The following is a 26,675-nucleotide window of genomic DNA, read 5'->3' on the forward strand; positions in this document are numbered from 1 at the left end:
CTACTGAGGCCCTCGCCGCCGGCTTCGATTACGACGAATACGCCGGTCGGGAATACGCAGGGTCACCACTAGTCTCAGGTGTACTGGCAAGATTTGCAGATACACCCGATCTTCGTCGTTGTCATCGTCAGTGCCGATCGGCATCCGCGTCGCTACGGGAAACTGTAAGGTTCGGCAATATCCCGTTCGTCCGAGACTCGTGACTGCGGCTGTCGGCCGTCTCGATCGGCGATGCAAATTTACGTCTGGGGTTTTGCCAGTCAGAGGGTCGGCTGCTTTTCGCGTTCGACCGCATAGGGATCGAAGTGCACAGCTCCACTGGTGGCGGCGTCGATGATCCGGGACGGGCGGAATGCCTGCAACAACGCGGACTTCTCCCCGCTGGCAATCTCCTCGGCGGCAAGGCGACCGGTGATCGCACCGAGAGTAACCCCGCTGTGCATCGTGGTCACGTAGAGTCCCGGAACGCCGTCCCACTCGCCGATGACGGGAAGGCCATCGAGTGGATAGGGGCGGTGCGCAATCTGCACACGCTCCGAACGCACGAGCGCCGAGTCTACGTCTACGACAGCGGCTGCGGCCTGCTCGAAGAGTCGGCGAATCGCATGGTCGGGTAGCGTCCAAGTCGCGAGGTCGATCTCGCGGTCAGCCGCCGACGACCGGACAACGATGCGGCCGCTCGTATCCGGGCGGATGCTGAGCCCTGGCAGGTGGAGCATCGTGGACACGTTCGAGGTGCCTGGCGACGTGGTCACGGTGATGCCAGGTGTGCCCTTGGTCTGTGCATCAACGCCCTGCTTTCCGAGCAGGTCGCCGATTCCGGCACCCGCAGCCAGTACGACCAGGTCGGCTTCGAGTCGCGTACCGTCGTCGAGGATCACACCGGTGACCTGGTCGCCACTTCGGTGAAGGTCGGTGACGGTGGTGCTATGACGCAGCTGGCTGCCCAGAGAGGTTGCCGCGCCGAGCAGATCATGGATCAGCAGGGGAATGGTGATGTGTCCCTCTTCAGGGAAGAACACGGCCAGTTCGTATTCGGGACGCGCGCGCAGCTGCGGCTCCAGGCGGGACAGGTCACGTAGCGGGATGGGGACGGCTGCGTATCCGAGGGAGTGGGACTGTTCGACGATGCGGAGGAGATCTTCGGCATCCGCAGGGTTGTCCACGATATGCAGGTTGCCATCTCGGTGCAGCCAGCTCGTCGTGCCGACTTCGCGGGCGAGCAGGTTCCATTCGCCGATCGACATTGCGCTGAGGTTGTGCCACTCTCGGGGATCGGCCTTGTCGTTGGAATTGATCCAGGCGAAGCTGGCGGCGCTGGCTGCATCGCCGGGAATGCTCTTGTCGATGATGGTGACGTCGACGCCGCGCTTGGCGAGCTGGTAGGTGATAGACGACCCGAGGACCCCGGCGCCGATGACGATGACTCTCATTCGTTTTCCCTGTTCATTCGGTTTGGTTGTGTGGCGCGATGCTTATGCCCGGGTAGTAATTGATTCCAAGTGGAACGGCCCGGTCGGGCTGGTGTGGGCGATCTCTCCGTTGATGAGGACGAGTTCGATGTCCGACAGGTTCCTTGGTGATGCGACGACGAGGTCGGCCGCGAGGCCCGGGCGAACCAGGCCACGGGTCTGCCCGATTCGCGGGATCGCGCGTGCGACGTTTCCGGTAGCCATCGCGACGGCCTTTTCAACAGAAGCGAGACCGGACTGGATGATCGCGGCAACCATCTCCCAAGCGCTGTCCCAACTGCCGGCACCGTAGTCGGTGGCGATGATGTCGACAAGATCTTCCTGCACGAGCGGGATCAGGTGGGAGGGCGTGTTCGGGCGCAGGTCTCCACGGCCCCAGGAGCTAAACGTGTCAATCTCGACGTGCCCGCCGTGCGATCGGATCCAGCGGGCGTTGGCAATAGCCTCGTCCGCTGTGTAGCTGTCATGGTTGGTGTGGCCGCCGATGAACAGGCCGCCGGCCACCCGGGCGGCTTCGCGAGTTGCGTCGTCGGACGCGGCAGCGTTGTGGACCAGGGTGGGTATCCCAAGGTCGCGGGCGAGCGACGCGGACCGCACCACGCCCTCACGCGCCGATGCCATTGACGGCAGCACCGACTGTTCGATCAACGCCACCAGATCGTCAACGGACAGCTTCTGCAGTCCGAGCGAGTCGATCAGAACGCCTACCTGCTCGAGGTCCGGGTTGCCGGGGCGGATGTGCCGGCCGAGCACGGCGTACTTCAGGGCTTCCGCCTGCGTTGGGTCAACGACGACGCCGGTTGCGTTCGCCACTGCCGCGGGAATGTAGATGTAGTCCTGTCCGCCGCCACCGAGTGTCATACCCGCGCCGACCTCACCGATGACGACCGCGCCCTGGTCTGCGAGTTCCTTAGCGGTCAGCCGGCGATGCTCCTCGGTCAGCCCGGTGCCGTCGCACGCGTCGGCCGCGGCGAACATCGGGTCGAAATGCACGGTCGACTTCTCCACCTTGACTGGCTGAATCAAATGGACGGCCGAGTTCTCCGCTGGGGTCTTGAACCCGTCAAGATCGACCACTGTAGTGTGGCCCTGTACGAGGTGAAGTCGTAGGTTGCCAAGCACCTCCGGGAGTGACAGCCCCGGCGTCCCGCTGGCAAAACGCGGACCCGGGGCGGTCGCGTGCGCGTGCGCGTTGATCCCTCCAGGTGCGACCACGTGGCCGCGCACGTCGATCACCGTGTCCGCAGGTGCCCCGCTGAGATCCCCCGGGGTCACCGCAGCGATAGTCCCGTCCTCGACTGCAATGGACCCACTGAAGACAGGGGTGCGGCCATCACCGACCACGACCTGCGCGTTCTTCAAGACAAGCATTCAAGTAGCGTAACTGTAACTAGTTACATTCACAAGATATCGGCGCTTCGTGCAGCATCCGCCCCGACCGCACGCTTGCGCTGCGCTTGCTTGGCGCGGAAAGCGGTCCCAGGGATGTTTCGGAAAAGCTTTACCCAGCCTCGCCACATGACGTTCGCGCGATGAGCTCCGGCTCGAAGACGAGTCGATTCGGGGCGAGGGAGTTCTCCACTACGAATCGGGCGGCGCTTAAGCCCATTTCATAGGCCGGCTGGGCCACTGTAGTGATGCCCAGTGCAGCGGCCCAGGCGAAATCATCCATGCTGAGGAATGCCATATCAGCCGGGATGGCCAGCGATCGATTCGCAAGTGCGGTGTGAGCAGCGACGGTGTGTCGCCCAGACATGCAGACGATGGCGTTCAACCCAGCGTTGTTGTCCAGAAGCGTGCCGATGGCGTTGTCGACCTCGACCATGCCGCCGTCGTCGTCCAGGATCTCGACGGCGCTGTCCATGAGGTATTCTCCGTGGCGTCGCAGGCCGGACCTGAGCCCGTCCACGCGTGCCACCTGGGATGCCGACGTTCCGGCGGATAACACCCCAACGGATGTCCGCCCGCAGGCGACAAGGTGTTCGGCCATAATCTGGCCTGCGGCAAGGTTGTTTAGTGAGACGGAGTGCAGTCGGGGCCCTTTGGTTTGAGGCGCCCTCGCGACCAGGACGCAGGGTGTGCCCTCTTCCGCCATGCGTTGCACGCGTTCATCGACGGATGGGCCGCTTGTCACGATTAGTCCGCGCACTCTTTGTTCGTCCATCGCCTGCACCTGCGCGACCTCGCGGCCGGTGTGGAAGAAGGTGTTCGAGAACATGACGAGGCTTCCGTTGGCATTCGCCACATCGTCTATGCCGCGCATCAGGTCGGTATAGAACGGGCTGCGCAGATCGTCGATGAGCACGCCGAGTGTGCTCGATCGACCGGCGAAGATGCTCTTTGTGAGCGCGTTGGGGGTGTATTTCAGTCGGTCTGCGGCGCTTCGCACCTTGGCGGCTGTGATTTCGGTAACGGGGCCGCCATTTAATACGCGGGAGACAGTTGCGATCGACACGCCGGCCGCTGCGGCGACATCACCTATTGTCGTCCTCTTCATCAGAATTCCCCTACCTGGATCCGCGCCCTGGCCATTGAGGCGTTCTCCGCGGGCACCGGCCAGCAGGCTCCGGAGCGATTCGGCTTCGATGGGAGCCAGAGACGCGTCAAAAGTAACTTGTTGCACACCATGTTGGCATGCCCGGCGTTCAAGGACGGCCGCTGCAAAGCATCGCCTATCGCATTGCTCGACAACGCGCTCCGGGATCTTCGCCCGAGGGTTGGAAGGAAAATCTTGACCACGCGTCGCCGGTGTGCTGTCATAGAATGTAATTAGTTACATTCCCTTTCTATACTCCGGTGATCCCTGGACTGATCCCAGCGTCGCCGGTGGCCAGAACCCCGACCCGACCGGTCGACCGGCACCGCACAACCTCAAGCATTGTCCCAGGCATCCACTCAATGATGAGCAGACCCCATTAGGAGCAGCCATGTCGGTTGATCGCCCCACCATCCCACAGCACGCCTCGAACACCGCGCGCCGGGCCATGCCCTGGAAAGCTTCGCTGGCCTCTATTGCACTGCTGGCGCTTGGACTTGTCGGCTGTACAGCCGACCCTGGCATCTCTGGCACGACGCCGTCCAAAAAAGCGTCCACTGCGATTCCCGTCCAAACGCTGGACCAGACCCTGCACAACCAACTGCCAGCCGACATCAAGAGCTCCGGCACCATCAACGCCGTTAACCAGGGGAACTACCCGCCCTACTCAATCATCGCCGATGGCTCGGCCCCGAGCGGCCTCCTGGGCGATATGTCGGATGCGCTTAGCCAGATCCTCGGTGTGAAGATCGAGCAAACCGCTGTGTCGGGCCTTGCCCCCGCCCTCGCAGGGATGCAAGGTAACCGGTACCAACTCGAAGTGGACCCGAACGGCGACTACCCTGAGCGGCACACGCAGGCGACCTTCATCGACTACATCCAGGAGCATGTCCTTTTCGCGGTGGCGAAGGGCAACCCAAAGAACATCAACGGCCTCGATAACACCTGTGGTAACCGAATTGCCGTTCTCGCCGGCGGGTCGGCCGAGAAGACGATTAAGGCGCAGTCGGACAAGTGCGCAGCTGCTGGCAAGCCAACGGTCGAGGTTCAGTCGTATCAGGACGCACCGTCAGCGTTCCTCGCCGTCCAGTCCGGACGCGCGGACGCCGACTTCGCCGCGCAGGGTCCTCTGACCTACTACATCAAGCAGCATGGCAACAAACTCGAACTCGCCGGAGCCGGCCAGGCCAACGGGCTCGGGGCCACCTACCAGGGCGCCATGGTTCCAGCGGGTTCGCCTCTCGCGCCGGTGATTCTTGCTGCCATCCAGAAGCTCTACGCCAACGGGACGTACGACAAGATCATCGCCAAGTGGGGACTCGAAGGCAACAAGCTCGCCAAGCCCGGCATCAACCTCAGCGGGCAGTAGACCATGACCACCCTGGAAAAGGAACGCACCATAATGGCCGTGGATCCCGAGTTCGACATCAAATACGCCTCGCGTCGGCGACATCCGTGGCGCTGGGTCTCCGCGATCATCATCCTCATCTTCGTTGCGGACTTTGTACGGAATCTTGTCACCAACCCGAACTTCGGCTGGCCTGTCGTGTTCAGTGCGCTGCGTGCCGAATCGATCATCAAGGGTCTGGGGGTCACCCTCCTCCTGACCGTGATCGCGATGATTATCGGAATCGTGCTCGGAGTTCTGCTGGCGATCGCGCGCCTTTCGCCGAACCCGGTCCTGCGGTCCGCCGCTGGCACGTATGTATGGTTCTTCCGTGGAACGCCGACGCTCGTTCAGCTGATCTTCTTCTATAACCTGTCGGCGCTGTTTCCTCATCTGAGCATCGGCCTCCCCTTCGGCGGCCCGCAGTTCGCGACGTTCGACACGAACGCCGTCATCACGCCGCTATTCGCCGCCATCTTGGGTCTTGGTCTCAACGAGGGTGCTTATATGTCAGAGATCGTGCGCGGCGGGCTGCTGTCGGTCGATGCCGGGCAGCAAGACGCCGCCCACGCCTTGGGAATGACGGACGCTCGCGTCATGAGGCGAATTGTCCTGCCGCAAGCGATGCGCTTCATCATTCCCCCCACCGGTAATCAGGTGATCAGCATGCTGAAGGCCACCGCACTGGTGAGTGTGATCGCGCTGTCCGATCTGCTGTACGCAGCGCAATCGATCTACAACCGCACCTTCGAGACGATTCCCCTTCTCATCGTCGTCTGCATCTGGTATCTCGCTATCACGTCCGTCCTGTACGTCGGACAATCGTTCATCGAGAGACGCTTCAGCCGGAGCGACCGACGCGCGCGAACCACGTATCGGGATTTCCTGCGCATTCGTCCCAAAGCAACGACTCCCCCCGTCACCGAGGGACCGACCGCATGAACGCGTCAACCAACACCGCAGATCTCGCTCAGACCTCGACCGGCCCCGTTCTCCAAGCCACGGGGATACGAAAGAGTTTCCACCACGTGGAGGTACTGAAAGGAGTTGACCTGACAGTCGAACGCGGCGAGACCGTAGCAATCCTCGGCCCCTCTGGATCAGGGAAATCCACGTTTCTGCGCTGCATCAACCTGCTCGAATCCATCGACGGCGGACGTATCCTCGTCGACGGTCAGGATGTAGGGTACGACATCGCCGCTGGCCGGCGCCTACGCGAAGTGTCTCCGAAGACACTGGCAAAGCGTCGCAGCGAGATCGGCATGGTCTTCCAGCACTTCAACCTCTTCCCCCACATGACTGTCCTCGAGAACATTATCGAGGCACCCGTGGGCGTCAAGGGCGAGCCCCGATCCGAAACAATCGCCCGCGCGCAGAGCCTACTCGCCCAGGTCGGGCTGCAAGGGCGCGAAAAGGCATATCCTCGCCAACTGTCTGGTGGCCAGCAGCAGCGTGTCGCGATCGCGCGAGCACTGGCGATGCGGCCGAAGCTCATGCTCTTCGATGAGCCCACCTCTGCCTTGGACCCCGAGCTAGTGGGAGAGGTCCTGACCACCATGAAACAGTTAGCAGCCGGGGGACTAACGATGGTCGTCGTTACGCATGAGATCGGGTTTGCCAGAGAAGCGGCAGACCGCGTTATCTTCATGGACGGCGGGGTTGTGGTCGAACAAGGAAGACCGGAACAGGTGCTTGACTCCCCGCAGCATGAGAGAACACGGGCGTTCCTCGCCCGCGTTCTCTAGCCCACCGTCGTATCACCACAGGTTGCCAATTGCATCGGCTGCCCTGCCTCCGCCGATCTTCAACCTCTGAACTCGCACTTCACTTACTATGCGCGCTTACGCCCATCGCTGAGCACTGCGACGACTGGCGACCCATCGTCGCCACGCGCGCCGGAAAGAAGCGCTCCCTCCGTTTCCGGGCCATCGGCAAGCTGGAAAGCGCTCCATTCAGTTCACCCGGCGACGACACGGTCGGGTATCTCGCGGAAACCGGCCCACTCCCCCTCCGGCTTGAACAGATCGTGACTAGCCCTGAACTCAACTTCCGCCCCAGTGGTGGAGGGCGACTTCTGTTGCAGGCCCTCGATCTGGACGTGACCGCCGATCCAAGTAATGTGCCTGCCACCGACTCCCCGCTGGCACAAGAGTTCCTACGGCGCCTGCGCCACATCATCAACGGCGCGGACACCGCGCAAGTCGAACGACTCGTCGTGGGGCAGCGCGCCATGCCAAGCGACGGCCGCACGATCGCCGGCCCGCTGACGAGCGCTCCCTGGCTGTACGTCGTAGCCACACACAGCGGCATCACCCTCGCACCCTTCCTCGGCGAAAGTGTCGCCGACGAGGTACTCGGTAAGGAACGAGAAGAACTAGATCCCTTCAGGCCTGATCGATTCCACAACCAAAGCCCCTATATCCTGACCGCTGACTATGGCAGCTTGAGTGGAGACCACTAGGACGGCTTGATTCGCTACCACCTTCCGACTTGCCGGGTGATCGTGACGGTTTGATCGGCGCCCACCCCACCGTTGGAGCATCTGGCTTGATGGGATGCCAGCGGTGAAGGGCAGATATGAGGTTGCGGATGGAGCTGTTCGCCAGGATCCGGCGGGATGCGCGGGTCGAGGGTCTCTCGATCAGGGAGCTCTCGCGACGGCATGGGGTGTCCCGGGAGACGGTGCGGACGGCGTTGGCGCAGGCGGAGCCGTCGCCGCGGAAGGTCCCGGTCCGTGTCGCGGCGAGGTTGGGTCCGTTCAAAGCGGCGATCGATTCGATGCTGCTGGAGGACACGACGGCACCGAAGAAGCAACGTCACACCGCCCGTCGTGTCTTAGCGCGGTTGGCGGAGGAGCATGGCGCCATCGATCTGTCGTATTCGACGGTCCGGGATTATGTCCGCCGGCGCCGGCCGGAGATCGATGTTGCCGTCGGTCGCCGCCTGGAAGTATTCGTTCCGCAGGAGCACGCACCGGGTGCTGAGGCGGAGGTCGACTTCGGTGAGGTCTGGGTGGTGCTGGCCGGGGTGAAGACGAAGTGCCACATGTTCGCGTTCCGGCTCTCGCACTCCGGGAAGGCGGTCCACCGGGTCTACTCGACCCAGGGCCAGGAAGCATTCCTGGAGGGCCACATCGACGCGTTCGAAACGATCGGCGGGATCCCGTCCAAGCACATCAAGTACGACAACCTCACCGCCGCGGTGACCGCGGTCATCTACGGCAAAGGCCGCAAGCGCACGGAGAACGACCGGTGGGTGCTGTTTCGGTCGCACTACGGGTTCGACGCGTTCTACTGCCAGCCCGGGATCGAGGGCGCACACGAGAAGGGCGGGATCGAGGGCGATGTCGGCCGGTTCCGGCGCAACCATCTCTCACCGATGCCGGTCGTGTCCTCCCTGGCAGAGTTGAACGACCGGATCCGAGCCTGGGACGAGGCGGACGACAACAGGCGGATCGCGGACCGGATCCGCACCGTCGGCCAGGACTTCGCCGCTGAGCGGGAGCAGTTGGTCGCGTTGCCGTTTGACCGGTTCGATCCGGGCCTGCAGCTGACACCGCGGGTCGACCGGTCAAGCCTGATCACGGTCCGGATGGCGAAGTACTCCGTCCCTGCCCGGATGATCGGCCGCCCAGTGCGGGTGTCGCTGCAAGCGTCAGAGGTGGTCGTGTTCGACGGCCGCACCGAGATCGCCCGCCACCCCCGGGTCGCGGCAGCGCACGGGCAGAGCGTGAACCTGGACCACTACCTCGAGGTGCTCCGCGGCAAACCGGGCGCCATGCCTGGCTCGACCGCGCTGGCGCAGGCACGCGCCGCGGGGACGTTCACCGCCGAGCATGAGGCGTTTTGGGCGGCAGCGCGCAAGACCGACGGGGATGCCACCGCGACCAGAGAACTCATCGATGTGCTTCTCCTGCACCGATCCATGGCCGCCGCCGACGTTACCGCCGGGATCGCGGCTGCGCTCACCGTTGGGGCTGTCACCGCGGACGTTGTCGCGGTCGAGGCACGCCGGCACGCTGCGGCGGGTGGTCGCGATTCGAACCGTCATCTCGTTGAACATCCGCCGACCCCCGAGCGGCGGGTTGTCAGTCTTACCCAGCGCCGGCTTGCCGACCCGACCGCTGTGATCGCCGGCTTGCCACCGGACCGACGACCACTGCCGACGGTTGCCGGCTATGACGAACTGTTGACCCGCCGCACACCCCAGTTCCCTGCAGCACCAACTCAGAAGGAAGACACCGGCACATGAGCCCCGTCACCACCACCACCGTCACCACCACCCTCCGCCGCCGTCGCGGGCTGACCGAGGAAGCCGCGACCGCGGCCGTCGATCAAGCCTGCCGACGGCTGCGGCTGCCCACGATCCGCGCCGTCGTCGACGAGGCGGTCAAGGTCGCCGAGAAGGAGCAACTGTCCTACCAGGGGTTCCTCGCCGAGCTGCTGATGGCCGAGTGCGATGACCGCGACCGCCGCTCCTCCGTCCGCCGCGTCTCCGCTGCCGGGTTCCCGAGAGACAAATGGTTGGGCGATTTCGACTACGACGCAAACCCGAACATCAACCCCGCCACCATCAACCAGCTCGCGACCGGGGAATGGATACGCAAGAGCCAACCGCTCTGCCTGATCGGGGACTCCGGCACCGGGAAGTCCCACCTCCTCATTGGGCTGGGCACGGCGGCTGCGGAGAAGGGCTACCGGGTCAAATACACGCTCGCCACCAGGCTCGTGAACGAACTCGTCGAGGCCGCCGACGAGAAGCAGCTGGCCCGCACGATCGCCCGTTACGGACGGGTCGATCTGCTCATCATTGACGAGCTCGGCTACATGGAACTGGACCGGCGCGGCGCCGAGCTCCTCTTCCAAGTCCTCACCGAACGGGAAGAGAAGAACTCGATCGCGATCGCCTCCAACGAATCCTTCTCCGGCTGGACCAAAACCTTCACCGACCCCCGACTCTGCGCCGCGATCGTCGACCGGCTCACCTTCAACAGCACAATCATCGAGACCGGCACCGACTCCTACCGCCTCGCCCACACCATGAACCAGCTCCAAACCGCCTGACCCGCCCCACCGGGTGGTAGTGAATCAAGCCGTCCTACCGGTAGTCATTCGAGTTGACATAGACAGACCGCGGTGCCGCGTCGGCCAGGCGAACAATGAAGGCCCAGTTGACCAGCAGGATGGAGCAGAAATGACACTGCGTCGCGAAACAGTGGCAGAACAGAGTGCCGAGCTCCTACGTGCGCAAATGCTCGCAGGCCAGCTGCGTCCCGGCGACCTCGTCACCGAAGATGCTATGGCCAAAGAAATTGGCATTTCGCGGCCGACCATGCGCGAAGTGCTGGGCGCCCTCGTCGTCGAAGGACTCCTCACCCGCAATCCCAGTACCCGCGTTCTACACGTCACACGGGTAACCGAACAGGAGATCCGCGAAATCTACATCGTCCGCCGCCTCCTTGAGCTGGCAGGCGTCGACGCCATGAAATCCCAGGCGCTCAGCGCCCTGGCGCCGCTAGAGACGGCAACCAGGGAACTCGCAGACGCGGTGGCAGCGGGCGACCGTCCCGGTGTCGCACGAGCCGACATTCGTTGCCACCTCGCCACCGTGGGGCTCGTGGGATCCCCTGACCTCGTAGATTTTTACCTACGCCAACTCACCAAACTCGAGCTAGCGATGGCGGAGGGTATGCGATCGCCCGCCGAGTTGGAAGTGGCGCAAGAAGTCCATGTGACATTCCTTCAGTTGCTGCGCGAGGGGCGAACTCAAGAGGCGCGGGAGCAGCTGGAGACGCGGTTGAACGAGGCTGAGGCAGATCAAATCGCGATCATTCAGGGGAAAAAGGGACGCGTCGCCTCCTAACCCCCAGTGTCTTCCTAGACGCAACGAGGCTCTCTTCGCGCAGAGGGCACACTAATCCAAGTTCGGCTATGCCGACATCGGCCAGGCGTTGCCTGCCCAGAAAAGGAAATCGACGAAATCATGGTCGCTCCCTACGCCGAAGCGCTCGCGAGATATGCGCAAGTGGACCGCGCCCGCGTGTATGTGCCTGGACACGCGGCAAACAGATCAGCGGCGCCGGAACTTGCGGCGTTCTTCGGAATGGACACGCTCACTCGCGACGTCCCTCCTCTGCTACCCGGGCTGGACAAGGGCCACAACAACCCGCTCGACCAGGCCCATGAACTCGCCGCCGTTGCGTGGGGCGCGCGCCGAACATGGTTCCTAACGAACGGTGCCTCGCAAGGCAATCGAATCTCCGCGCTGGCCCTGGCATCATTCCGTGCCGGCGATGCGCCGGTTATTACACAGAGGAGCGCACACTCCTCTTTCATCGACGGGATCATTCTTGCTGGTTTGGACCCCAAGTTCGTCCTACCCTCGATCGACACCCGGCTAGGAATCAATCACGGCGTCTCCGTAATAGCGCTAGAAAACGCGCTTGACCGCGCGGACGGCCCTAAGGGCGTCTATCTCATCAGCCCCAGCTACTTCGGCGCTGTTGCTGACATCGGTGCTCTGTCGAGAGTCGCCCACGAACATGGAGTTCCGCTCATCGTGGACGCCGCCTGGGGAGCGCACTTCGGCTTCCATGACGGACTGCCTGAAAACCCGGTTCGCCTAGGAGCGGACCTCGTCATCTCCAGCACTCACAAGCTTGGGGGGAGCCTGACTCAGTCGGCAATGCTGCACCTCTCTGACGGGCCGTATGCAGACGAGCTCGAGCCCCTCGTCGAGCGCGCGTTCACGCTGACCCAGTCAACAAGCGCGAGCTCCCTGCTACTCGCCTCTCTTGACCTCGCGCGAGACACCCTCGAGAAAGGCCGAGTGCAAATAGCTGCTTCCATTGCTGCCGCCGACCGGATGAGAGCAGCTATCCGCGGCCGCAGGCGCTTTGGCATCGTGAGCGACACCTTCGAGGACTTCGCGGACATCATCGATGCCGATCCCCTCCGGGTCTCGATCAACGTCGCACAGGGTGGGCTACACGGACACACCGTGCGAGATACGCTAGAAAACGCTGGCATATCGTTCGAAATCGCAACTGACTCATGCGTGGTCGCTGTTCTGGGTGCAGGAGTGGTGCCAGACGTGGAACGCATTGTTTCCGCGCTTCATGACCTTGAGCCTGAAACAGAATCGCCATTGGGAGCGGAGAAAGTAGCTCGAGCATTGCCGGCACCTGGTCCCCTGGCAATGCTGCCGCGAACCGCCTTTCTGGCCTCCTCCGAGGTCGTTCCGATCGCCGAAGCCGCGGGGCGCGTTTCCACTGACTCGCTTGCGGCCTATCCTCCAGGTATCCCGAACGTCCTGCCAGGCGAACTTATAACGAAGGACGTCATCCAGTTCCTTCAACGAATTGCCGCGACGCCTGGTGGGTATGTGCGGGGTGCCGTTGACCCATCTTTGAAGACTCTTCGAGTCGTGCTGCGAGCGTGACCATCCTTTGCCCGGCGAGGCCGATACCCGCCGTTATGCAGGCTGACGCCTGCGCACTCGCGATCATTCAGGCGCCATCGGAAGATGTGATTTGCCGCAGTGATGAGCGTCCCGCCGCGAAAGCGCTGACTTGCAGCGCCTAGTCAGCCGCTTCGCCAGGCTGCCTGGCTTGCCACCGGTACACCGGACGCACTGGGTCATTAACCGCGAGAATGTAAAGGTCCCGCGCGCCGCTTCGCCCCTTGGCTGGGAGCTCGATCCACTGTGGCGGTCTCCCGCCGACGAGTTCGATGCGACGCGCGAGGGCACCGTTCGGCGATCGGAAGATCGCATCACGGTAGTTCGGAGCATCAGTCATGTCGTGCCTCCAATGGCACAGCACAGATCGCCAAGCAACGTTCCCGCTGGAATCAAGAGATGCGGTCGGCCACTTTTCGAGCGGGAACGGGTCCGGTGGTCCGGCCGACGATCATCTCTCCATGCAGTAGAACGCCGCTGGTGCCGATCGGATTGTCGTGGATGAGGTCGTCGAGGAGTTTCAACGCGGCTGCTGCCATCTCGTCGACCGGGATCCGGTACGTGGTCAATCCGAACACTGAGTGGTCGAACGGTGGAACGCCGTCGTAGCCCGTGACAGAAAGATCTCCGGGTACGGAGAGGCCGAGTCTGTCAGTGGCTGAGAGGACATCGAAGGCGACCCAGTCGCTCGGGGCCATGATTGCGGTGGCACCCGATCGGTAGAGGCTGTCGACGATTTCGGTGAGGTCCTGGTCCGGTTCGATCCATTCAAACCCGGCGAGCATGCCGCGGCGGGTGAGTTCGTCTCGCATCCAGGAAATGCGAGCCCACTGCGTCGGCGCGTGTTGGGCCGGAAGTGCTAGAACCGCGATCGCAGTATGGCCGAGGCCAGCGAGGTGCTCGATGAGATGGCCGCCGTCGCGCGGGTCCGGGGCAACGAACGGTACGCCAGGGTTGGAGGGCTGTCCCATCTGGCTGGCCAGGACGAGGGGAACCCGCGAGGCCACCTGACGGATGGTGCGTGGATCGACGTTCGGCGTCGCTACGACGATGCCAGCGGTGTGGAGATCTGCCATGAGCATCAGCGATCGGTAGTTGGCCTCATCAGGTTGGTCTCCCGAGGCCAGGGACATCACTTCGTATCCCTTGACCGCTGCGCTCTCCTCGAACGCACCAGCGAGGTGTGCGTAGAAGGGTGCGCGTGTATGCCGCAGGAATAATCCGAGTACCGCCGACGAGCGGGCCGTGAGGCTGCGTGCGATCTGGTTGGGAACGAAGTCGAGTTGTTCGATCGCCTTGAGGATCTTCTCGAGGTTCTCGGCGCTGACACCGCCTTGGCCGGCGACGGCGCGGGAGGCCGTGGATTTGGAAACTCCGGCCAATGCAGCGACGTCGCGGATCGTACTGGACCTGCGACCATGCTGCTTGTTCTGGCCTGGTGGCATGGCCGTCATACTAGCAACCCCCTCTTCCCTCTGCGGGACCTTCATCATCAGTCACGCCGTCGCCGTCACGGCCGACACGAACGTAGGAAAACGTTCGACGAACTCCTCGCTGCCGGTAAGCAGTTCACGGCCGTGTGCCGGGAGATTGCATGCCGAGGTGTCGACGTCAAGCTCAAGAATGCGGCGGACGTCGCCGTGGTTCTCCAATAGGGAGCCAGCGACCAGGTAGCCCTCCTCGTGGAGCTCGTCAACGAGCTGGCGATCCAGCATGTCCAGCGGGATGAGCACCATGGTCGCGCCCAGTCGCTTCGCGGCCTCGCGCCAGTTGCTGGTGACGTCGTGGGTGTGGAACCCGATGCCGCGACCAATGGCAGTGTCGCCCCACTCATCAGCGAAATCGGCAAGTGACAGGGCGTCGAAGCTCGTGAACAGGGACCGCTGCAGGTCACTGCTCGGACGACTTCGCAGGAACTTCGCCAACGGGCGGGCGGCGCTGAGAGCTTTTATCTCAACTTGAAGCAGCACGGTGGTTGCCTCAAGCGTCTCCTCAAACGTTGGCACTCGCTGGCCTTGGCCTAGGTCGACACTACGGACCTGCTCGAACGTCAGCTCCTCGATCGGCGTGTGTAGGTAAGGGCTCCATTCAGCTGCTGTTCGCGCGAGGGTGTGATCGTGCACGATCACGAGCACACCGTCGCTGGTCACGCGCACATCGAACTCGATCTCGTCGACACCGACCCGCTCAGCGCTGGCAAAACCGAGCAGGGTGTTCTCAGGAGCTTCCGCCATGTTCCCGCGATGTCCGCAGAAGACGAAGGAGCGAGAGGTTGTCATCGAGTGTTTCCTTTGTTCAGTTTGGTCACGAAAGAACATGTCGGGCCAGTCAGGCCAGATGGGGTTGGAGTGCGTCAACGAGGTCACCCTCAGCGACCAGAAGCAGCTGGCTCGAGGGCGCGCCTCCATCAAGGCCGTGCACTGACGCGCCGGCTCGAGCGGCGATTAGAGTGGCGGCGGCGTAGTCCCAGATCGGGAGACCGCGTTGGAAATAGCCGTCCACGCTGCCATCGGCCACCCCGCAGATACCGAGCGCAGCGGAGCCGCTCATGCGAAAGTCGCGGATGCGTGGGCTGAGGGAAGCGATGTCTTCGACCACGCGCGCCCGGCTGGCCAGCCCGTAAAGGAAACCGGTGGAGACGAGCGCCTTATCCAAGGGCACCTGCGTGTTAACCCGCAGAGTGGCACCGTTCCGGTGAGCGGGGTGACCCGCCGCCGCTGTGTACTCGGCGCCGAGTTCGGGTGCGTAGACGACCGCGGCTACCGAGATGCGGGTGTCGCCTGGTCCCGGGGCCGTCGCGGCGATGGAGACCGCCCAGTTAGGGGATCCGTACAGATAGTTCACCGTGCCGTCGATCGGGTCGACGATCCAGACGATCTCGCTGTCCCGATCGTCTTTGCCCGCTTCTTCTCCCAGCACGCCGTCACCGGGCCGCGCTTGGGCTAGCCGGTCGCGGATAAGAGATTCGACCGCGGTGTCAGCTTGAGTGACGATGTCAAGCTGACTGGATTTGGTCGCTGCCACGCTGATGCCGTCGCGGCGCATGCTCGCGGCCAAGGCGCCGGCCTCTCCGGCGACCACCGACGCGATGTCCAGCAGCTCGAGCGGGTCAATTGTGGTCACCGATGGGTGTCCTTTCAGGTGTGGCATCCCGCCCCTTGTGCGCTGGGGGGACGACGAGAGGCGGGATGGTGTGGGAATTCGATCGGCTACTTCAGTCCTGAGCGCGCCACGCTGGCGATGAAGTGCTTCTGCAGAACGAGGAAGATAATCACCATCGGCAGAGCGGCCAAGGCGCCAGCGGACATCAGGACGTTGTAATCGGTTGTGTAGGTGCCCTGCAGCAGAGCGAGCCCGGGCCCCAGCGGCAACTTATCGACGGATCTGTTGATCACAATCGGCCAGAGCAGCTCTTTCCATTCCGAGAGCACCGTGAGCAGCGCCACGGTGATGATGCCGCTCTTGGCGATCGGAACGACGATGGACCAGATGATGCGCACGTGCGTCAGACCATCGATGCGCGCCGCCTCGACCAGCTCTCGCGGGATACCTCGAAAGAACTGGTAGAGCAGAAAGACCGCGAACACATCGAAGATGTTCGGCAGGAACAGAGCGACCAGGGTGTTCGTGAGCCCGGCCGACGCGATGATCGCGTAGTTCGGGATGATGAAGATGTCCCCGGGAACCATCAGCAATGCCAGGATGCCGATCAGGATAAACCGCGCCCCAGGCACCTTGATGATCGCGAGCGCGTAAGCGGCGAGGACACCGATCACGACCGTGCCGATCACGCGGGCGGCCGAGACGAGGACGGTGTTCGATAAGAGACTCCAGAACGGGAGGCGTTGGAAGACCTGCTCCACTCCCTCGAGAGTGACAGGCGAGGGGAAGAGCTTCGGCGGGACCTGGAGTGTCTGGGCGGTGCTCATCAGGGCTGTGGAGATCATCCACGCGAACGGGGCCAGGATGGCAAGGCCGACGATGGCGACGATGATGTAGGTCCACCAGCGGGCGCGAGTCAGTTGTAGCATCAGCCGTCCTCCCCGTAGTGCACAAAGCGGCGCTGGAGGCGGAAGAGCACTAGCGAGACCGCCATGATGATCAAGAACAGAAGGATTGACACCGCGGCGGCGTAGCCGCGCTGGCCGATGCCGTAGAAGGCGAGTTGGTAGTAGTAATACACGACTGTGATTCCGTATTTTGCTGCCGTGGGCTGGTCCGGCGGCAGCAGCAGATAGACGACGTCGAACAGCTTCAAGGTGCCGATTGTGGTCGTCAGGATGACGAAGAACAGCGATGGGCTGAGCAGCGGCAAAGTTACAGAGAAGAACCGGCGGGTTGGGCCCGCGCCATCCAACGATGCTGCCTCGTAGACCTCCGCGGAGATCTCCTGCATCCCGGCGTAAAGGATGATCGTCGGAACGCTGAATGAGAGGAAGACCATAATCACGGTCACTACGACCGCGAACCCACTGGCGCTTCCAAGCCAGCTGACTGGGGATCCGCCCATCGCCTTGATTGCCGCGTTGATGATTCCGTACTGCGACTGGAAGATCCAGCCAAACAGGAGGATGACAGCCGTGGGCAGCGCGACTGCGGGCAGGAAGATGATGGCTCGAAATGCGGACTGACCCGGGAACTTGTACTTCATCAGCGTCGCGCAGAGCAGCGAGAGGATGACCACGCAGGGCACGATCAAGACGCAATACTTGAACGTGTTGATGATCGCGACACCGAGCAGTTTGTCGCTGAACATTTCTTGGTAGTTCTCGATGCCGATCCACTTCGGTGGACCAAACGCTCCCGCCTTGGTGAACGAGAGCCAAACGTTGTAGCCGAACCCGTAGAAGCGGAAGATTGCCAGTCCAGCGAACAGCGGCAGAAGAAACAGCAGGCCGATCCGGGCGTCGCGCCGGGCGCGCCCGGGGCCCCCCCCCCCCGCGGGCCTTGCGGGCGCCGCCGCACAGGGCGGCGACGCTGGCTCGGTTCGACGACCTCAGGAGGCCGTGTAGCAGTGGAAGTGGTCATTTCGCGAGGGCGTCATTCAGGATCGAGTCGATGTTCTTCTCGACCTCGGCTGCCGACGTAGAACCCTGGTAGTAGTCGCCGACAGCGCTTTCGATTTCCGGGTTCTTCGGTCGCATGGCGGGGTACTGCGTTGTGGTGCGCAGGTAGCTGTCCTTCAGCATCGGCTGGTACGCCTCTTTCAGGTTGGCGATCGAGCTGTTGGCCTTGTAGTAGGCGTCCTGCACTGCGGTGGAGGTGTTGGCGGCAAAGCCGGCCCCGCCCTCGACGTGGAGCTTGGCACCCTCTTCCGAGGTGAGGTACTCGATGAGCTTCCACGCCTCGTCCTTATGCTGCGAGTTGGCGTTCATCGTGTAGGACAGTCCGTTCGTGTCCGTCGCACGGGAGCCGTTGATCGACGGCACCGGTACGGCATGGAGGGTGCCGGCCGGCAGGTTGGCCTTCGTCAGATCCGAAAGATAGTACGAAGGAACTTCTCCCATAGCCAGGGTGCCGGAGATCAGTGCTGACGTTTCGCTGTAGTCAGCAGCCAGGGAGACCGGCGGGACGAGTTTGTCGTCCTGCAGACCCTTCAGCCGCTGAAGTGCCTCAGTGCCCTCTTTGGAGCTCATCGTGCCTTTGTTGTCCTTGACAACGGTGCCGCCCAGCTGGTGCACGATGCCGGCCACGCCATTGACGAAGGTCGTGTAGTAGTACATCGGGAAGTCAGAATCGGTGGTCTGCTTGGCCTTGATTTCCTTGGCGATGCGGATCATGTCATCCCACGTCCACTTGTCGGTGGGGACATCCGTGATGCCGAGTTTCTTGAACGTGGCGGTGTTGTAGATGAAGCTCCAGACGTCTTCGTCCTTCGGAATGCCGTACTGCTTGCCGTCGAACTTATAGAGGTTGACGAGTTTCGAGGGATAGTCGGAGAGCTTCACCCCGGACTCCTTGATGTATTTGTCCAACGGCTCGAGCGCGCCGCCGTCGACATACTGCGACGCCAATGAGCTCTGCCACATCACATCGGGGCCTTGGCCGGCGGCGAGGGATGCGTCGAGCTTGGTGTAGTACTGCGCCTGGGGAATCTGCTCCACGTCCACAGTGATGTTCGGGTTGGCCTTCTCGAAACCGTCGACAGCTTTTTGGACGCCCGCCTGCTGCTCGGGATCCCACATCTGGAGACTGAGGTTGACGGGTTTGCCTCCGCTGGACGACGACGAAGACGAAGAGGAAGTCCCGGAGGAGCAGCCTGCAACGGCGACAGCAATCGCTACTGCGGCAGCTGCCGCACCAACGATGCGCTTGGTTCGTTTGGGGGAACGCATTTATGGGGCCTTTCAAATCGACAGTGATTGGGACCGGTCCCGAGTCTAGACCGGTTTTTCAGGAATAGGCTAGCGGGACCGGTCCCAGCATAAACAAATAGCTGGAAATTGCAAGATGAAATCTTGACGAACGTGGGGTAACGTACTCGTCATCGCGGGACCGGTCCCAGGTTGCCGGGCCCGACCTTTCTTCTGCCTAACGACTGAAAGAGCGGTGATGCTCGCTATGGATCCAAACCCTGCGCTGCTGCTGGACTTGTCTTTTCGCGTGCTGGTCGCGATTCTCCTTGGGGCCGCGATCGGACTCGAACGTCAATGGCGATTGCGTAGCGCTGGACTGCGTACAAACGCACTGGTCTCGGTGGGTGCTGCCCTATTCGTGATCGTCGGAGCTGTCGGCATCGAAGGTTCAAATGCCGACCCGACACGAGTCGCCGCCCAGATCGTATCTGGCATCGGTTTTCTCGGCGCGGGTGTGATTCTGCGAGACGGACTCAACATCCGCGGCCTCACAACCGCCGCGACGTTGTGGTGCGCCGCCGCGATCGGAGCTCTCGCCGGCTCCGGCATGCTGCTCATGGCACTCATCGGTGCGACCGCCATCGTTGCCACAAACACACTGCTCAGGCCCATCAGCCGATGGGTGAACCTGCACACCGGACAAAAAAAGGCCGGAACACTCGAACTCGACGACGACAGCTCGACCGATTACGTGCTCGAGGTCGTCACCACCGACAAGAGCGAGCAGCGCGTTCGCGCATTGCTGCTTCAAGCCGTCGATCGGCCCGAATACACGTTGCGGTCCCTCGACATTCGGCCAGGAAAGAGCTCACAGATGAAGCTCCTCGCGGGCGTCTCGGCCACCCACTCAGGCGACACCGACGGTTTGCAACTGGCAGTGCAACGCATCAGCCTCGACCCGAAAGTCACCTCCAGCCGGTGGTGGCCCGCCGACACAGACGACTGAGCGCCGCTCGACTAGACGAAGGCATAACCCATGAACTCACCGGACTCCCTCACCCGCTCCAGCAGCACCGGCGTTGCACTCATCGCGACTTTTACGGCCATTGCCGGGCACGAAGACGCCGCCGCGCAGCTTCTGGCGGACTACACGTCGGCAGTCCGAAGTGAGCCGGGCTGCATACAGTTCGAGCCATACCGCGATGCAGCCACACCCTCAAGGTTCGTCGTGTTCGAGCGCTACGAGGATGAATCGGCGTTTACTGACCATCTGAATAGCCAGGTCAACGCAATCTTCAATCACGCCCTAGCGCCTCACGTGGCGGGCGCATCCGAGCTACAGTTCCTCGATTCCCTTCCTGGAGGAGGCGGCCACACCCTGCCCAGCGTCCATGCGGCTGGAGGGGACGAATGAGATCGCAAGTCCTCGTCGTTGGCGAAGCGCTGACGGACATCCTTAGCACCCCGACCCTCGTCGAAGAGATCCCTGGCGGGTCCCCAGCCAACGTCGCACTCGGTCTCGCACGTCTGGGAACAGCGACTCATTTCCTCACCGCTCTCGGTCCCGACGCCCGCGGCGATGCAATCGCCGCGCGGCTGGCCGCTGCCGGGGTGACGATACTGCCTGAATCGTGGAGTCTTCCCGCAACCTCGACTGCGGTGGCCGAAATACAGGCCGACGGCTCCGCCAGATACGAATTTGACATCCGATGGCGTCTGCCTGATCGAGTAGAACTACCGCGCGTCCACCATGTGCATATCGGGTCGATTGCGGCCTTCCTCTCACCTGGCGCGGACCAGATCGAAGAGCTACTCGCCGCACTTCCCAGCAAAACGACGATCAGCTTCGATCCGAACATCCGTTCCGATCTCCTCGGGGACGATCACGCAGCGAGAGAGCGATTTGAACGGATAGCTTCGAGCGCTGACCTTGTGAAGCTCAGTGACGAGGACGCGCAGTATCTCTACCCCACCACGACCCTCGGCGAAGCTGCGCGGTGCATAGCCGCGTTGGGGCCGGTCGTGGCGGTTACCCGGGGCGCGGCCGGGTCGTTTGTGCTGACTAAAGAAGACATCATCGAAATCGAGCCGGTACCTTCGCCCGTTGCGGACACGATCGGTGCCGGAGACAGCTACATGTCTGCGCTCCTTCACATGCTCCTTGCGAGCGGATCCCTTGTATCTGCGATCGGGAGCACCACAGATATGCACGCTGCAGCGCTCTTCGCCGCGCGCGCGGCGGCCGTGACGGTTTCTCGTCGAGGTGCCGAACCGCCGACTGCCTATGAGGTGTAGGACCCGCGATTGACAAGGCGGGCTCGGCGGAAAGCCTTCGAATCGACCTGATGACGACGGGTCGCCTCTTCGGCTCACCGTGGTCAGAGGCCGTGACCCACGTGGATCATGGACCACAACAGCCCACCGATCAGCAAATCGTGGATGCCACCAGGATTGACGGATCCAGCGCAAAATTCACGCAAGAAATGGGGATGGTCTGCGCTCCTCTAGATTGCCTCGGCCACACGCAGAATCCGCCGTGTGAGCTGGTCGACAGATTCCTGGGCTGTGGGGGCTGCGCCCGGGATGGGGAACATAGCCCGTGCAAAAGGTGATATGAGCAGCTCACCTCAGCGAGTCGTAGCATCGCACGATGGACGACAACGCGAAGCGAACAGCCGACGTACTTCTCGATTTTTACGCAGGCTTTGCCGCCTCCGAGGATGAGCAGGTCCGAGAAGCTGCATTCAATACGGCCCTCTCGCGATTCAACGATGTGGGTGCGTTCTCGATCACCATGACGGACGAGCACGTGGCGCAGGTTGAGATCACCCCGGTCCTTCTCGCGACCGGAACTACCACCCTCTGGCTCGTGGACCGTCTCGCGGCCGCATCCAACAAGTCGGAGGAAGAAGTCCTATTCGATCTCCGCCAATTCATCGCGAAGCTGTGACTGCGGCCTCAGTACATAATCGGGGACGTGGGGAAAGCACAAGCGAACAAGGAGCGTCGCCGCACTGCGCGAGACGCAGCGCGAACCCTGACGTTGTGGCATGGAGGCGCTGCCGGTTTGGCGGTAGGGGACCGGCTGCTGCCGCCCACTCACACCAACGCCATCGGAAACCTTGCGGATCTTGGCATGAAGGAGTCGAGGCGCGATCGGGTCTACTTCACGCTCGATCGCGAGCTGGCTCGTGTCTTCGCTGCGGCGGTGATGCGGATGACAGGGGCCAGTGCCCTCTATCGAGTGGAGCCTGTTGGGGAGATGGATCTCGACCCGGACTTTCCGGCGGTTGGCTTCCAGGCGAAGCAGGCGCGGATTGTCGAGGTCATCGAGACAAACATCACCCTCACAGCGACCGAGGAGCTGCAGCGCCAACGGCCCTACCTGGTGTGGACGGACGACCGTCACGTCTACACCGAGGACGGCCGCGTGCAGATCAATCCCACAGCGGCCGGACTCGGATTCACGCAACGGGATTTCGACAACCTGTTCCCGCGATGGACTCCGCTCTCGATCGTCGAGGACACGATCCAGCAGCTGCTAGTTGATCGTCAGGTGAGCCGGCGCATGTCGGGGAACAGGCCGGCCGGCGGAGCCTCATAGGGCAGCGGTTCGCCGCGCTTGTTCTGATCGTCCGATGCAGCGAATGGCCCGTTCGGGCTGAGTAGTGCGGGCATGTGGTGGTCGGCGTGATCACGCCACCACACACTCATCCCGGTAGCTGGGTCCAGCCGCAGATGCTCCCACGCCCGCCAGAGCGCGTCGAGCCGGCTGAGAGCTTCCGGGTACTCCCACCAGCGTGCAGCCCATTTCATGCCGCCCTGAGCGCCCACGGGACGCCGGTAGACCTTGATCAGGTATTCGCGCACGAACTCGTCGACCGAGCCGTAGAACAGGTCCGGCTCGGGCGTCTCGCCGGCGTCGTCGACGGCCGTGCCCTGCTCGTCTAACTCGTCGTCGCGCATGTCGTCCTCGTAGCTCACAGCCGGTCCTCTCGTGACGCGGCCGCGTCGAGCCAGGCCCGTGTGCCAGCTGAGCCATCAGATGGGCTCAACGTGGGGACAGGAACCTCAAAAGGGGAGTTCGCGGGGTCGTGGGCGGCGATCGACGCGCGCACCGCGTCAGCCTGGTCACCACGCGTCCACGGGACGGTCTCAACCAGCGTCGCGGGAGCGCCCGAGGCGAACACGACAGCGCGGCCGCGCGGAAGCGCGGCAAGGTCGGCAACATCCATCGTGCGCTCACGACGAATCGAGTTCGACGTCGAGCGTCCTCCGCGGCCGACACTCACAGAGGCGGTGCGCTTGTCGTGGTCACCGATCAACTGCGACATCTCGGACAGGAACTCGGTCTCGGCCACGCCACCGCCGTAGACCTTCACGTTCGAGGCGGACCACAGCTTGCGCATCCCGTTGCGACCCCAGACCTCGACGCCCTGGGACCAGGACTGCAGGATGGTCATCAGGACGATGCCGCGGGAGCCGTAGTGCGAGTACAGGTCCGGCAGGGCCTCCCAGCGGCAAACGTTCGCCGCCTCGTCGAGCACGCCCAGCATGGGCGTGGCCAGCCGCCCGCCCGCTTGCGTGGTGGCCAGCTGCTCGGCAGCCTCGATCGTCGCCGCGGTGAGCGCGGTCACGAGAGGGCCGGCGGTGCCCTTCCCCTCCTTGGAGAGGCTGTAGAGAGTGTCCGAGCTGCGCACAAACACATGCGGGTCGAAGTGCCGCCGCGCATCGCCGGCGAAGTTGCCACCGGTCGGTGTGACCCAGGCGGCGATCTTCCGACTCTTCAAGCAGGAGGCCATCTGCTGCGCCGTACCAAAGACACCGGAGCGCTGATCGGGCGCCGCGAACACGTAGCCGGCGACCGCATCGGCCACCTGGTCGTAGCCGTGGTCGCGCAGAATATCGATCGCCTTCTCGTCGCTGGGCCGGGTGGTCCAGGTGAACACCTGAGTGATCGGCAGATTGTCCAGCGCGGCCGCCAGGAGGAGCCCGGCAAGGAGATCCTGCCCGGCAGGGTCGAAGTACGCATCCGCGCGTGCATCGCCCGCGCGCGAGCCGGAAGCGAAGTGATTGGCCAGCTTCGCCGCCTGCTCCTCATCCGTGACGTAGGAGAGCGGATTCCACCACCACGACGGTGCTTCCAAGGCGATCCCCTGAGGATCGAACGCCCACACCGTGCCCTTCTCCGCCCGCACGTCGCGGGTCGCGTCGAGCACGTCACGCTTGTTCGAGGTGACGATGACAGCGCCCGGTGCGCTGAGAATCGCCGGGATCGCCCGGGAGGTCGTCTTGCCGGTCCGCGGGCCCCACACGTCGACGTGCATGTCCTCCGGGGAGCCGTACAGCCATTGGCGGCCGGCGACGGTGATGCCGATCGGCACACCGAGCCATCCGGCGACGCCGAGCCGCTGCGCCGTGCTCTTCGCGCCCTTGGTCGAGAGGGCGGCCAAGTCGCGGCCGCGGCCCATGTGTCCGGCAGCGTGGTCGACGCGCGAACGGCGCCGGCGGCGCTTGGCGATCGCGACCATGATCAGGATCGCGAGGAGCACGACGATAGCCGCGGCGACGATGAGGATCCACGTGGCAGATGGCGGCCACACGTAGGTGCCCTTCAGCGTGCCGAAGAACACCGTGAACGGGTTCAGTGGCAGGCCGGGGTTCACCCCGTCGTGCTTGGAGCCGAGGGTGACGGCGACCCAGAGGCCGCCGACGAGCACGACGACGAGGCCGATGAACACCCAGACCAGAGCGCCGTCGCCAGCGGCGGACGGCTCCTTGATGCGGTTGGTGGGGCTCATGCCGGGACCTCGGCGCGGCCGACTGTGCCGGTGCGGGAAACGGCGTGCCACAGCTTGTTCGTGTCGTTGATGTGCAGCTCGGCGTCCGTGAGCTCCACGGTCAGCGGGATCCCGGGGCGACCGCCGACCTTGATCAGAAACTTGCCGCGGCCGGGAGGGTCGGCCTCCTGGCCGGTAATCGGGTCCCACGCGGGCGGGTCCTGCCAGCCCTGCAGCATCTCTTGTTCGGCGCGGGACATGCTGATGGCGCTGTTGAGCAGCGGCATCTCCTTGGAGGGGAGGCCGCCGCAGATGACCATGCCGGAGCGCTCGACGAAGCCGGCAGCTTTCATCCGGTCCTCTTCGGTGGGCAGCGACATGAGGTCGCTCATCGTGTGGGAGATCATCGCCATGCCGACGCCGCGCTGCCTGTTTAGGCGAGTGAGCGCGTCTACCCGGTCGACCATGCCGCGGCCGGCGCGCAGCGCCCGCCACAGCTCGTCGAGGATCACGAAGTAGTGGCGGCGCGGTTCCAGGCCGGCATCCGCCAGCGCGTTCGACACGTTGACTGTGCCGAACCCGGCTGACCAGCACGCGAGCAGGACGGCGGCCTGCAGATCCGTCTCGGAGTCGTCGATGGTGGAGACGTCGTAGACGACGGGCCGGTCTCGGCGCATCGGTGTGGTGGTCTGCCGTGAGAACAGCTCGCCCAACCGTCCTCCCGTGGTGAGGCCGATGAGGGAGGCTTCGAGGTTCTCGGTGATTGCGTCGTACCGGGCGCGGTCGCCGCGGTCCAGCGCGACGGCGCGCAGCTCGGGCGGTGCCTCGCGGATCAGGTCCAGCAGATCCTTCAACACCGGCACGCCCTCATGCTGCTCGTCGAGCAGCTTCAACGCCCGGTCGACGATAGTTTCCTCTCGATCTGTGGGAGGCGACTTGCGCATGATCGTCAGCAGTGCCGACACCATTGTGAGGCGGCGGCCGTGCGCATCCTGCAAGACCTCCGCAGCGAGTTCGTCATCGCGCTTCGCCCGCTCGACGCGGGCCGTCGTGGAACCGACCAGCGCAGCGATCCGCTCACGGATCAGCTGTGCCCGCTCGGGATCCTCCGGTACCTCGAGCGAGCGCAGCTGCGCGAGCTCCGCTTCTTCTGCAGCAGCAGCCTCACGCTCGGCGCGGGCGGCGTCGCGGAGCAGCTGTGCCGCTTCCTTGGCCTCGCCCGGGTCGAGGATGTTCAAGAACCCGCGGCCGCGGCCGAGGCGGATCACCTGGCCGCCGAGGGCTTCGATCAGGTCCACGTAGTCCGGCTTCAAGTCGCCCAGCACGAGCGGCTGGACGCCGTATCCGGCCAGGCCGGTCGCCATCCGGCGCACGATGGTCGACTTCCCCAAGCCGGGCTTGCCCAGCACGAACGCGGACGGGTTGGAGATCAGATTCGCGCGCTGGAACCACGAAATCGGGTCGCAGCAAACCGTCCCTCGATTGACCAGGTGCCGGCCAAGCGGCACACCGATCATCGGCGCGCCCGTACCTACGCCGAACGGCCAGAGGCCGCACACCTGAACGGTAGTGCCGCGCCATTCCGGGGCGGCGGAGAGCACCATCATCTCGCCGCGGCCGCGGCCCGGGTATCCACGCGCCGGAACACGGCGCGGCGTCGCCGTGGTCGTGGCAGGTGGCCCCCCCGGGGGGGGGGGGCCCGCGGGGGGGGGGGCCCCACGCTCGGCCGGGCTGCTCGAACGGGAG

At 63.6% G+C, this 26,675-nt stretch carries 25 protein-coding genes; 13 read left to right on the forward strand and 12 right to left on the reverse strand.

What is annotated here, in order from left to right; all coding sequences use genetic code 11:
- Positions 1–260: 260 nt before the first annotated feature.
- From LLS1_RS18610 to LLS1_RS18620, 3 genes are all read right to left on the reverse strand, one after another.
- Positions 261–1,433: an FAD-binding oxidoreductase gene (locus LLS1_RS18610; RefSeq protein WP_226657886.1), complete on the reverse strand. Its 1,173-nt coding sequence runs from the start codon at positions 1,431–1,433 to the stop codon at positions 261–263.
- A 42-nt stretch (positions 1,434–1,475) separates the two neighbouring features.
- Positions 1,476–2,843, reverse strand: a complete 1,368-nt coding sequence (locus tag LLS1_RS19535; RefSeq protein ID WP_308443830.1) for an amidohydrolase family protein — start codon at positions 2,841–2,843, stop codon at positions 1,476–1,478.
- 130 nt (positions 2,844–2,973) lie between these two features.
- The gene (locus tag LLS1_RS18620; RefSeq protein ID WP_226657888.1) at positions 2,974–3,969 is read right to left on the reverse strand and encodes a LacI family DNA-binding transcriptional regulator; all 996 of its coding nucleotides are present in this window, start codon (positions 3,967–3,969) and stop codon (positions 2,974–2,976) included.
- 430 nt (positions 3,970–4,399) lie between these two features.
- Between LLS1_RS18620 and LLS1_RS18625 the strand changes: the two genes are divergently transcribed.
- From LLS1_RS18625 to LLS1_RS18660, 8 genes are all read left to right on the forward strand, one after another.
- A complete protein-coding gene (locus LLS1_RS18625; RefSeq protein WP_226657890.1) occupies positions 4,400–5,377 on the forward strand; it encodes an ABC transporter substrate-binding protein in 978 nt (325 codons plus the stop codon).
- A 3-nt stretch (positions 5,378–5,380) separates the two neighbouring features.
- A complete protein-coding gene (locus tag LLS1_RS18630; RefSeq protein ID WP_226657892.1) occupies positions 5,381–6,337 on the forward strand; it encodes an amino acid ABC transporter permease in 957 nt (318 codons plus the stop codon).
- Positions 6,334–7,140 carry an amino acid ABC transporter ATP-binding protein gene (locus tag LLS1_RS18635; RefSeq protein WP_226657893.1) on the forward strand — a complete coding sequence of 269 codons (807 nt, stop codon included), beginning with the start codon at positions 6,334–6,336 and terminating at the stop codon, positions 7,138–7,140. The genes LLS1_RS18630 and LLS1_RS18635 overlap by 4 nt, the downstream gene beginning before the upstream one ends.
- A gap of 29 nt (positions 7,141–7,169) precedes the next feature.
- Complete coding sequence (locus LLS1_RS18640; RefSeq protein ID WP_226657896.1) at positions 7,170–7,856, forward strand: FAD-binding oxidoreductase; 687 nt, start codon at positions 7,170–7,172, stop codon at positions 7,854–7,856.
- Between the two features lie 116 nt (positions 7,857–7,972).
- Entirely contained in the window at positions 7,973–9,646 is a 1,674-nt protein-coding gene (gene istA / locus LLS1_RS18645; RefSeq protein WP_226657898.1) for an IS21 family transposase, read from the forward strand.
- On the forward strand, positions 9,643–10,458 hold the full coding sequence (gene istB, locus LLS1_RS18650) for an IS21-like element ISLxx3 family helper ATPase IstB (protein ID WP_226657899.1): 816 nt from the start codon (positions 9,643–9,645) through the stop codon (positions 10,456–10,458). The genes istA and istB overlap by 4 nt, the downstream gene beginning before the upstream one ends.
- A 130-nt stretch (positions 10,459–10,588) precedes the next feature.
- A complete protein-coding gene (locus tag LLS1_RS18655; protein ID WP_226657901.1) occupies positions 10,589–11,257 on the forward strand; it encodes a GntR family transcriptional regulator in 669 nt (222 codons plus the stop codon).
- A 120-nt stretch (positions 11,258–11,377) separates the two neighbouring features.
- Positions 11,378–12,835 (forward strand): aminotransferase class I/II-fold pyridoxal phosphate-dependent enzyme, encoded by a 1,458-nt coding sequence (locus tag LLS1_RS18660; protein ID WP_226657902.1) that lies wholly within the window; start codon positions 11,378–11,380, stop codon positions 12,833–12,835.
- Positions 12,836–13,245: 410 nt separating this feature from the next.
- Here LLS1_RS18660 and LLS1_RS18665 read toward each other — a convergent pair whose 3' ends face one another.
- The 6 genes from LLS1_RS18665 to LLS1_RS18690 all read right to left on the reverse strand — a co-directional run bounded on the left by LLS1_RS18665 (position 13,246) and on the right by LLS1_RS18690 (position 19,188).
- A complete protein-coding gene (locus tag LLS1_RS18665; RefSeq protein ID WP_226657904.1) occupies positions 13,246–14,298 on the reverse strand; it encodes a LacI family DNA-binding transcriptional regulator in 1,053 nt (350 codons plus the stop codon).
- Between the two features lie 51 nt (positions 14,299–14,349).
- The gene (locus tag LLS1_RS18670) at positions 14,350–15,132 is read right to left on the reverse strand and encodes a glycerophosphodiester phosphodiesterase (RefSeq protein WP_226657906.1); all 783 of its coding nucleotides are present in this window, start codon (positions 15,130–15,132) and stop codon (positions 14,350–14,352) included.
- A gap of 49 nt (positions 15,133–15,181) precedes the next feature.
- Positions 15,182–15,976: an inositol monophosphatase family protein gene (locus tag LLS1_RS18675; RefSeq protein WP_226657908.1), complete on the reverse strand. Its 795-nt coding sequence runs from the start codon at positions 15,974–15,976 to the stop codon at positions 15,182–15,184.
- Positions 15,977–16,062: 86 nt separating this feature from the next.
- A complete protein-coding gene (locus tag LLS1_RS18680) occupies positions 16,063–16,884 on the reverse strand; it encodes a carbohydrate ABC transporter permease (RefSeq protein ID WP_226657909.1) in 822 nt (273 codons plus the stop codon).
- Positions 16,884–17,609 carry a carbohydrate ABC transporter permease gene (locus LLS1_RS18685; protein WP_226657911.1) on the reverse strand — a complete coding sequence of 242 codons (726 nt, stop codon included), beginning with the start codon at positions 17,607–17,609 and terminating at the stop codon, positions 16,884–16,886. The genes LLS1_RS18680 and LLS1_RS18685 overlap by 1 nt, the downstream gene beginning before the upstream one ends.
- A gap of 268 nt (positions 17,610–17,877) precedes the next feature.
- A complete protein-coding gene (locus tag LLS1_RS18690) occupies positions 17,878–19,188 on the reverse strand; it encodes an ABC transporter substrate-binding protein (protein ID WP_226657913.1) in 1,311 nt (436 codons plus the stop codon).
- A 226-nt stretch (positions 19,189–19,414) separates the two neighbouring features.
- Between LLS1_RS18690 and LLS1_RS18695 the strand changes: the two genes are divergently transcribed.
- The 5 genes from LLS1_RS18695 to LLS1_RS18715 all read left to right on the forward strand — a co-directional run bounded on the left by LLS1_RS18695 (position 19,415) and on the right by LLS1_RS18715 (position 22,753).
- On the forward strand, positions 19,415–20,155 hold the full coding sequence (locus LLS1_RS18695; protein WP_226657915.1) for an MgtC/SapB family protein: 741 nt from the start codon (positions 19,415–19,417) through the stop codon (positions 20,153–20,155).
- Positions 20,156–20,185: 30 nt separating this feature from the next.
- Positions 20,186–20,563: a putative quinol monooxygenase gene (locus LLS1_RS18700; RefSeq protein ID WP_226657916.1), complete on the forward strand. Its 378-nt coding sequence runs from the start codon at positions 20,186–20,188 to the stop codon at positions 20,561–20,563.
- A complete protein-coding gene (locus LLS1_RS18705) occupies positions 20,560–21,444 on the forward strand; it encodes a PfkB family carbohydrate kinase (protein ID WP_226657918.1) in 885 nt (294 codons plus the stop codon). The genes LLS1_RS18700 and LLS1_RS18705 overlap by 4 nt, the downstream gene beginning before the upstream one ends.
- A gap of 355 nt (positions 21,445–21,799) precedes the next feature.
- A complete protein-coding gene (locus LLS1_RS18710; protein WP_226657920.1) occupies positions 21,800–22,099 on the forward strand; it encodes a hypothetical protein in 300 nt (99 codons plus the stop codon).
- Between the two features lie 27 nt (positions 22,100–22,126).
- Positions 22,127–22,753, forward strand: coding sequence for a hypothetical protein (locus LLS1_RS18715; RefSeq protein WP_226657922.1), 627 nt, complete (start codon positions 22,127–22,129; stop codon positions 22,751–22,753).
- Here the strand turns inward: LLS1_RS18715 and LLS1_RS18720 are convergent.
- Genes LLS1_RS18720 through LLS1_RS18730 form a run of 3 tightly spaced genes read right to left on the reverse strand, consistent with a single transcriptional unit; the run spans position 22,702 to position 26,533 of the window.
- Complete coding sequence (locus tag LLS1_RS18720) at positions 22,702–23,133, reverse strand: DUF4913 domain-containing protein (protein WP_226657924.1); 432 nt, start codon at positions 23,131–23,133, stop codon at positions 22,702–22,704. The genes LLS1_RS18715 and LLS1_RS18720 overlap by 52 nt on opposite strands.
- A complete protein-coding gene (locus tag LLS1_RS18725) occupies positions 23,130–24,950 on the reverse strand; it encodes a type IV secretory system conjugative DNA transfer family protein (protein WP_226657925.1) in 1,821 nt (606 codons plus the stop codon). Before LLS1_RS18725 ends, LLS1_RS18720 begins: the two co-directional genes overlap by 4 nt.
- Positions 24,947–26,533 (reverse strand): ATP/GTP-binding protein, encoded by a 1,587-nt coding sequence (locus LLS1_RS18730; protein WP_226657927.1) that lies wholly within the window; start codon positions 26,531–26,533, stop codon positions 24,947–24,949. The genes LLS1_RS18725 and LLS1_RS18730 overlap by 4 nt, the downstream gene beginning before the upstream one ends.
- Between the last annotated feature and the right edge of the window lie 142 nt (positions 26,534–26,675).

This window comes from Leifsonia sp. LS1, assembly GCF_020521355.1.
Taxonomy (GTDB): domain Bacteria; phylum Actinomycetota; class Actinomycetes; order Actinomycetales; family Microbacteriaceae; genus Leifsonia.

Bases quoted from the DNA above. Each gene is read 5' to 3' on its own strand.
- LLS1_RS18610 (WP_226657886.1), bottom strand. From the start codon at position 1,433: ATGAGAGTCATCGTCATCGGCGCCGGGGTCCTCGGGTCGTCTATCACC.
- LLS1_RS19535 (WP_308443830.1), bottom strand. From the start codon at position 2,843: ATGCTTGTCTTGAAGAACGCGCAGGTCGTGGTCGGTGATGGCCGCACC.
- LLS1_RS18620 (WP_226657888.1), bottom strand. From the start codon at position 3,969: ATGAAGAGGACGACAATAGGTGATGTCGCCGCAGCGGCCGGCGTGTCG.
- LLS1_RS18625 (WP_226657890.1), top strand. From the start codon at position 4,400: ATGTCGGTTGATCGCCCCACCATCCCACAGCACGCCTCGAACACCGCG.
- LLS1_RS18630 (WP_226657892.1), top strand. From the start codon at position 5,381: ATGACCACCCTGGAAAAGGAACGCACCATAATGGCCGTGGATCCCGAG.
- LLS1_RS18635 (WP_226657893.1), top strand. From the start codon at position 6,334: ATGAACGCGTCAACCAACACCGCAGATCTCGCTCAGACCTCGACCGGC.
- istA (WP_226657898.1), top strand. From the start codon at position 7,973: ATGAGGTTGCGGATGGAGCTGTTCGCCAGGATCCGGCGGGATGCGCGG.
- istB (WP_226657899.1), top strand. From the start codon at position 9,643: ATGAGCCCCGTCACCACCACCACCGTCACCACCACCCTCCGCCGCCGT.
- LLS1_RS18655 (WP_226657901.1), top strand. From the start codon at position 10,589: ATGACACTGCGTCGCGAAACAGTGGCAGAACAGAGTGCCGAGCTCCTA.
- LLS1_RS18660 (WP_226657902.1), top strand. From the start codon at position 11,378: ATGGTCGCTCCCTACGCCGAAGCGCTCGCGAGATATGCGCAAGTGGAC.
- LLS1_RS18665 (WP_226657904.1), bottom strand. From the start codon at position 14,298: ATGCCACCAGGCCAGAACAAGCAGCATGGTCGCAGGTCCAGTACGATC.
- LLS1_RS18670 (WP_226657906.1), bottom strand. From the start codon at position 15,132: ATGACAACCTCTCGCTCCTTCGTCTTCTGCGGACATCGCGGGAACATG.
- LLS1_RS18680 (WP_226657909.1), bottom strand. From the start codon at position 16,884: ATGCTACAACTGACTCGCGCCCGCTGGTGGACCTACATCATCGTCGCC.
- LLS1_RS18685 (WP_226657911.1), bottom strand. From the start codon at position 17,609: ATGTTCAGCGACAAACTGCTCGGTGTCGCGATCATCAACACGTTCAAG.
- LLS1_RS18690 (WP_226657913.1), bottom strand. From the start codon at position 19,188: ATGCGTTCCCCCAAACGAACCAAGCGCATCGTTGGTGCGGCAGCTGCC.
- LLS1_RS18695 (WP_226657915.1), top strand. From the start codon at position 19,415: ATGGATCCAAACCCTGCGCTGCTGCTGGACTTGTCTTTTCGCGTGCTG.
- LLS1_RS18700 (WP_226657916.1), top strand. From the start codon at position 20,186: ATGAACTCACCGGACTCCCTCACCCGCTCCAGCAGCACCGGCGTTGCA.
- LLS1_RS18705 (WP_226657918.1), top strand. From the start codon at position 20,560: ATGAGATCGCAAGTCCTCGTCGTTGGCGAAGCGCTGACGGACATCCTT.
- LLS1_RS18710 (WP_226657920.1), top strand. From the start codon at position 21,800: ATGGACGACAACGCGAAGCGAACAGCCGACGTACTTCTCGATTTTTAC.
- LLS1_RS18725 (WP_226657925.1), bottom strand. From the start codon at position 24,950: ATGAGCCCCACCAACCGCATCAAGGAGCCGTCCGCCGCTGGCGACGGC.
- LLS1_RS18730 (WP_226657927.1), bottom strand. From the start codon at position 26,533: ATGGTGCTCTCCGCCGCCCCGGAATGGCGCGGCACTACCGTTCAGGTG.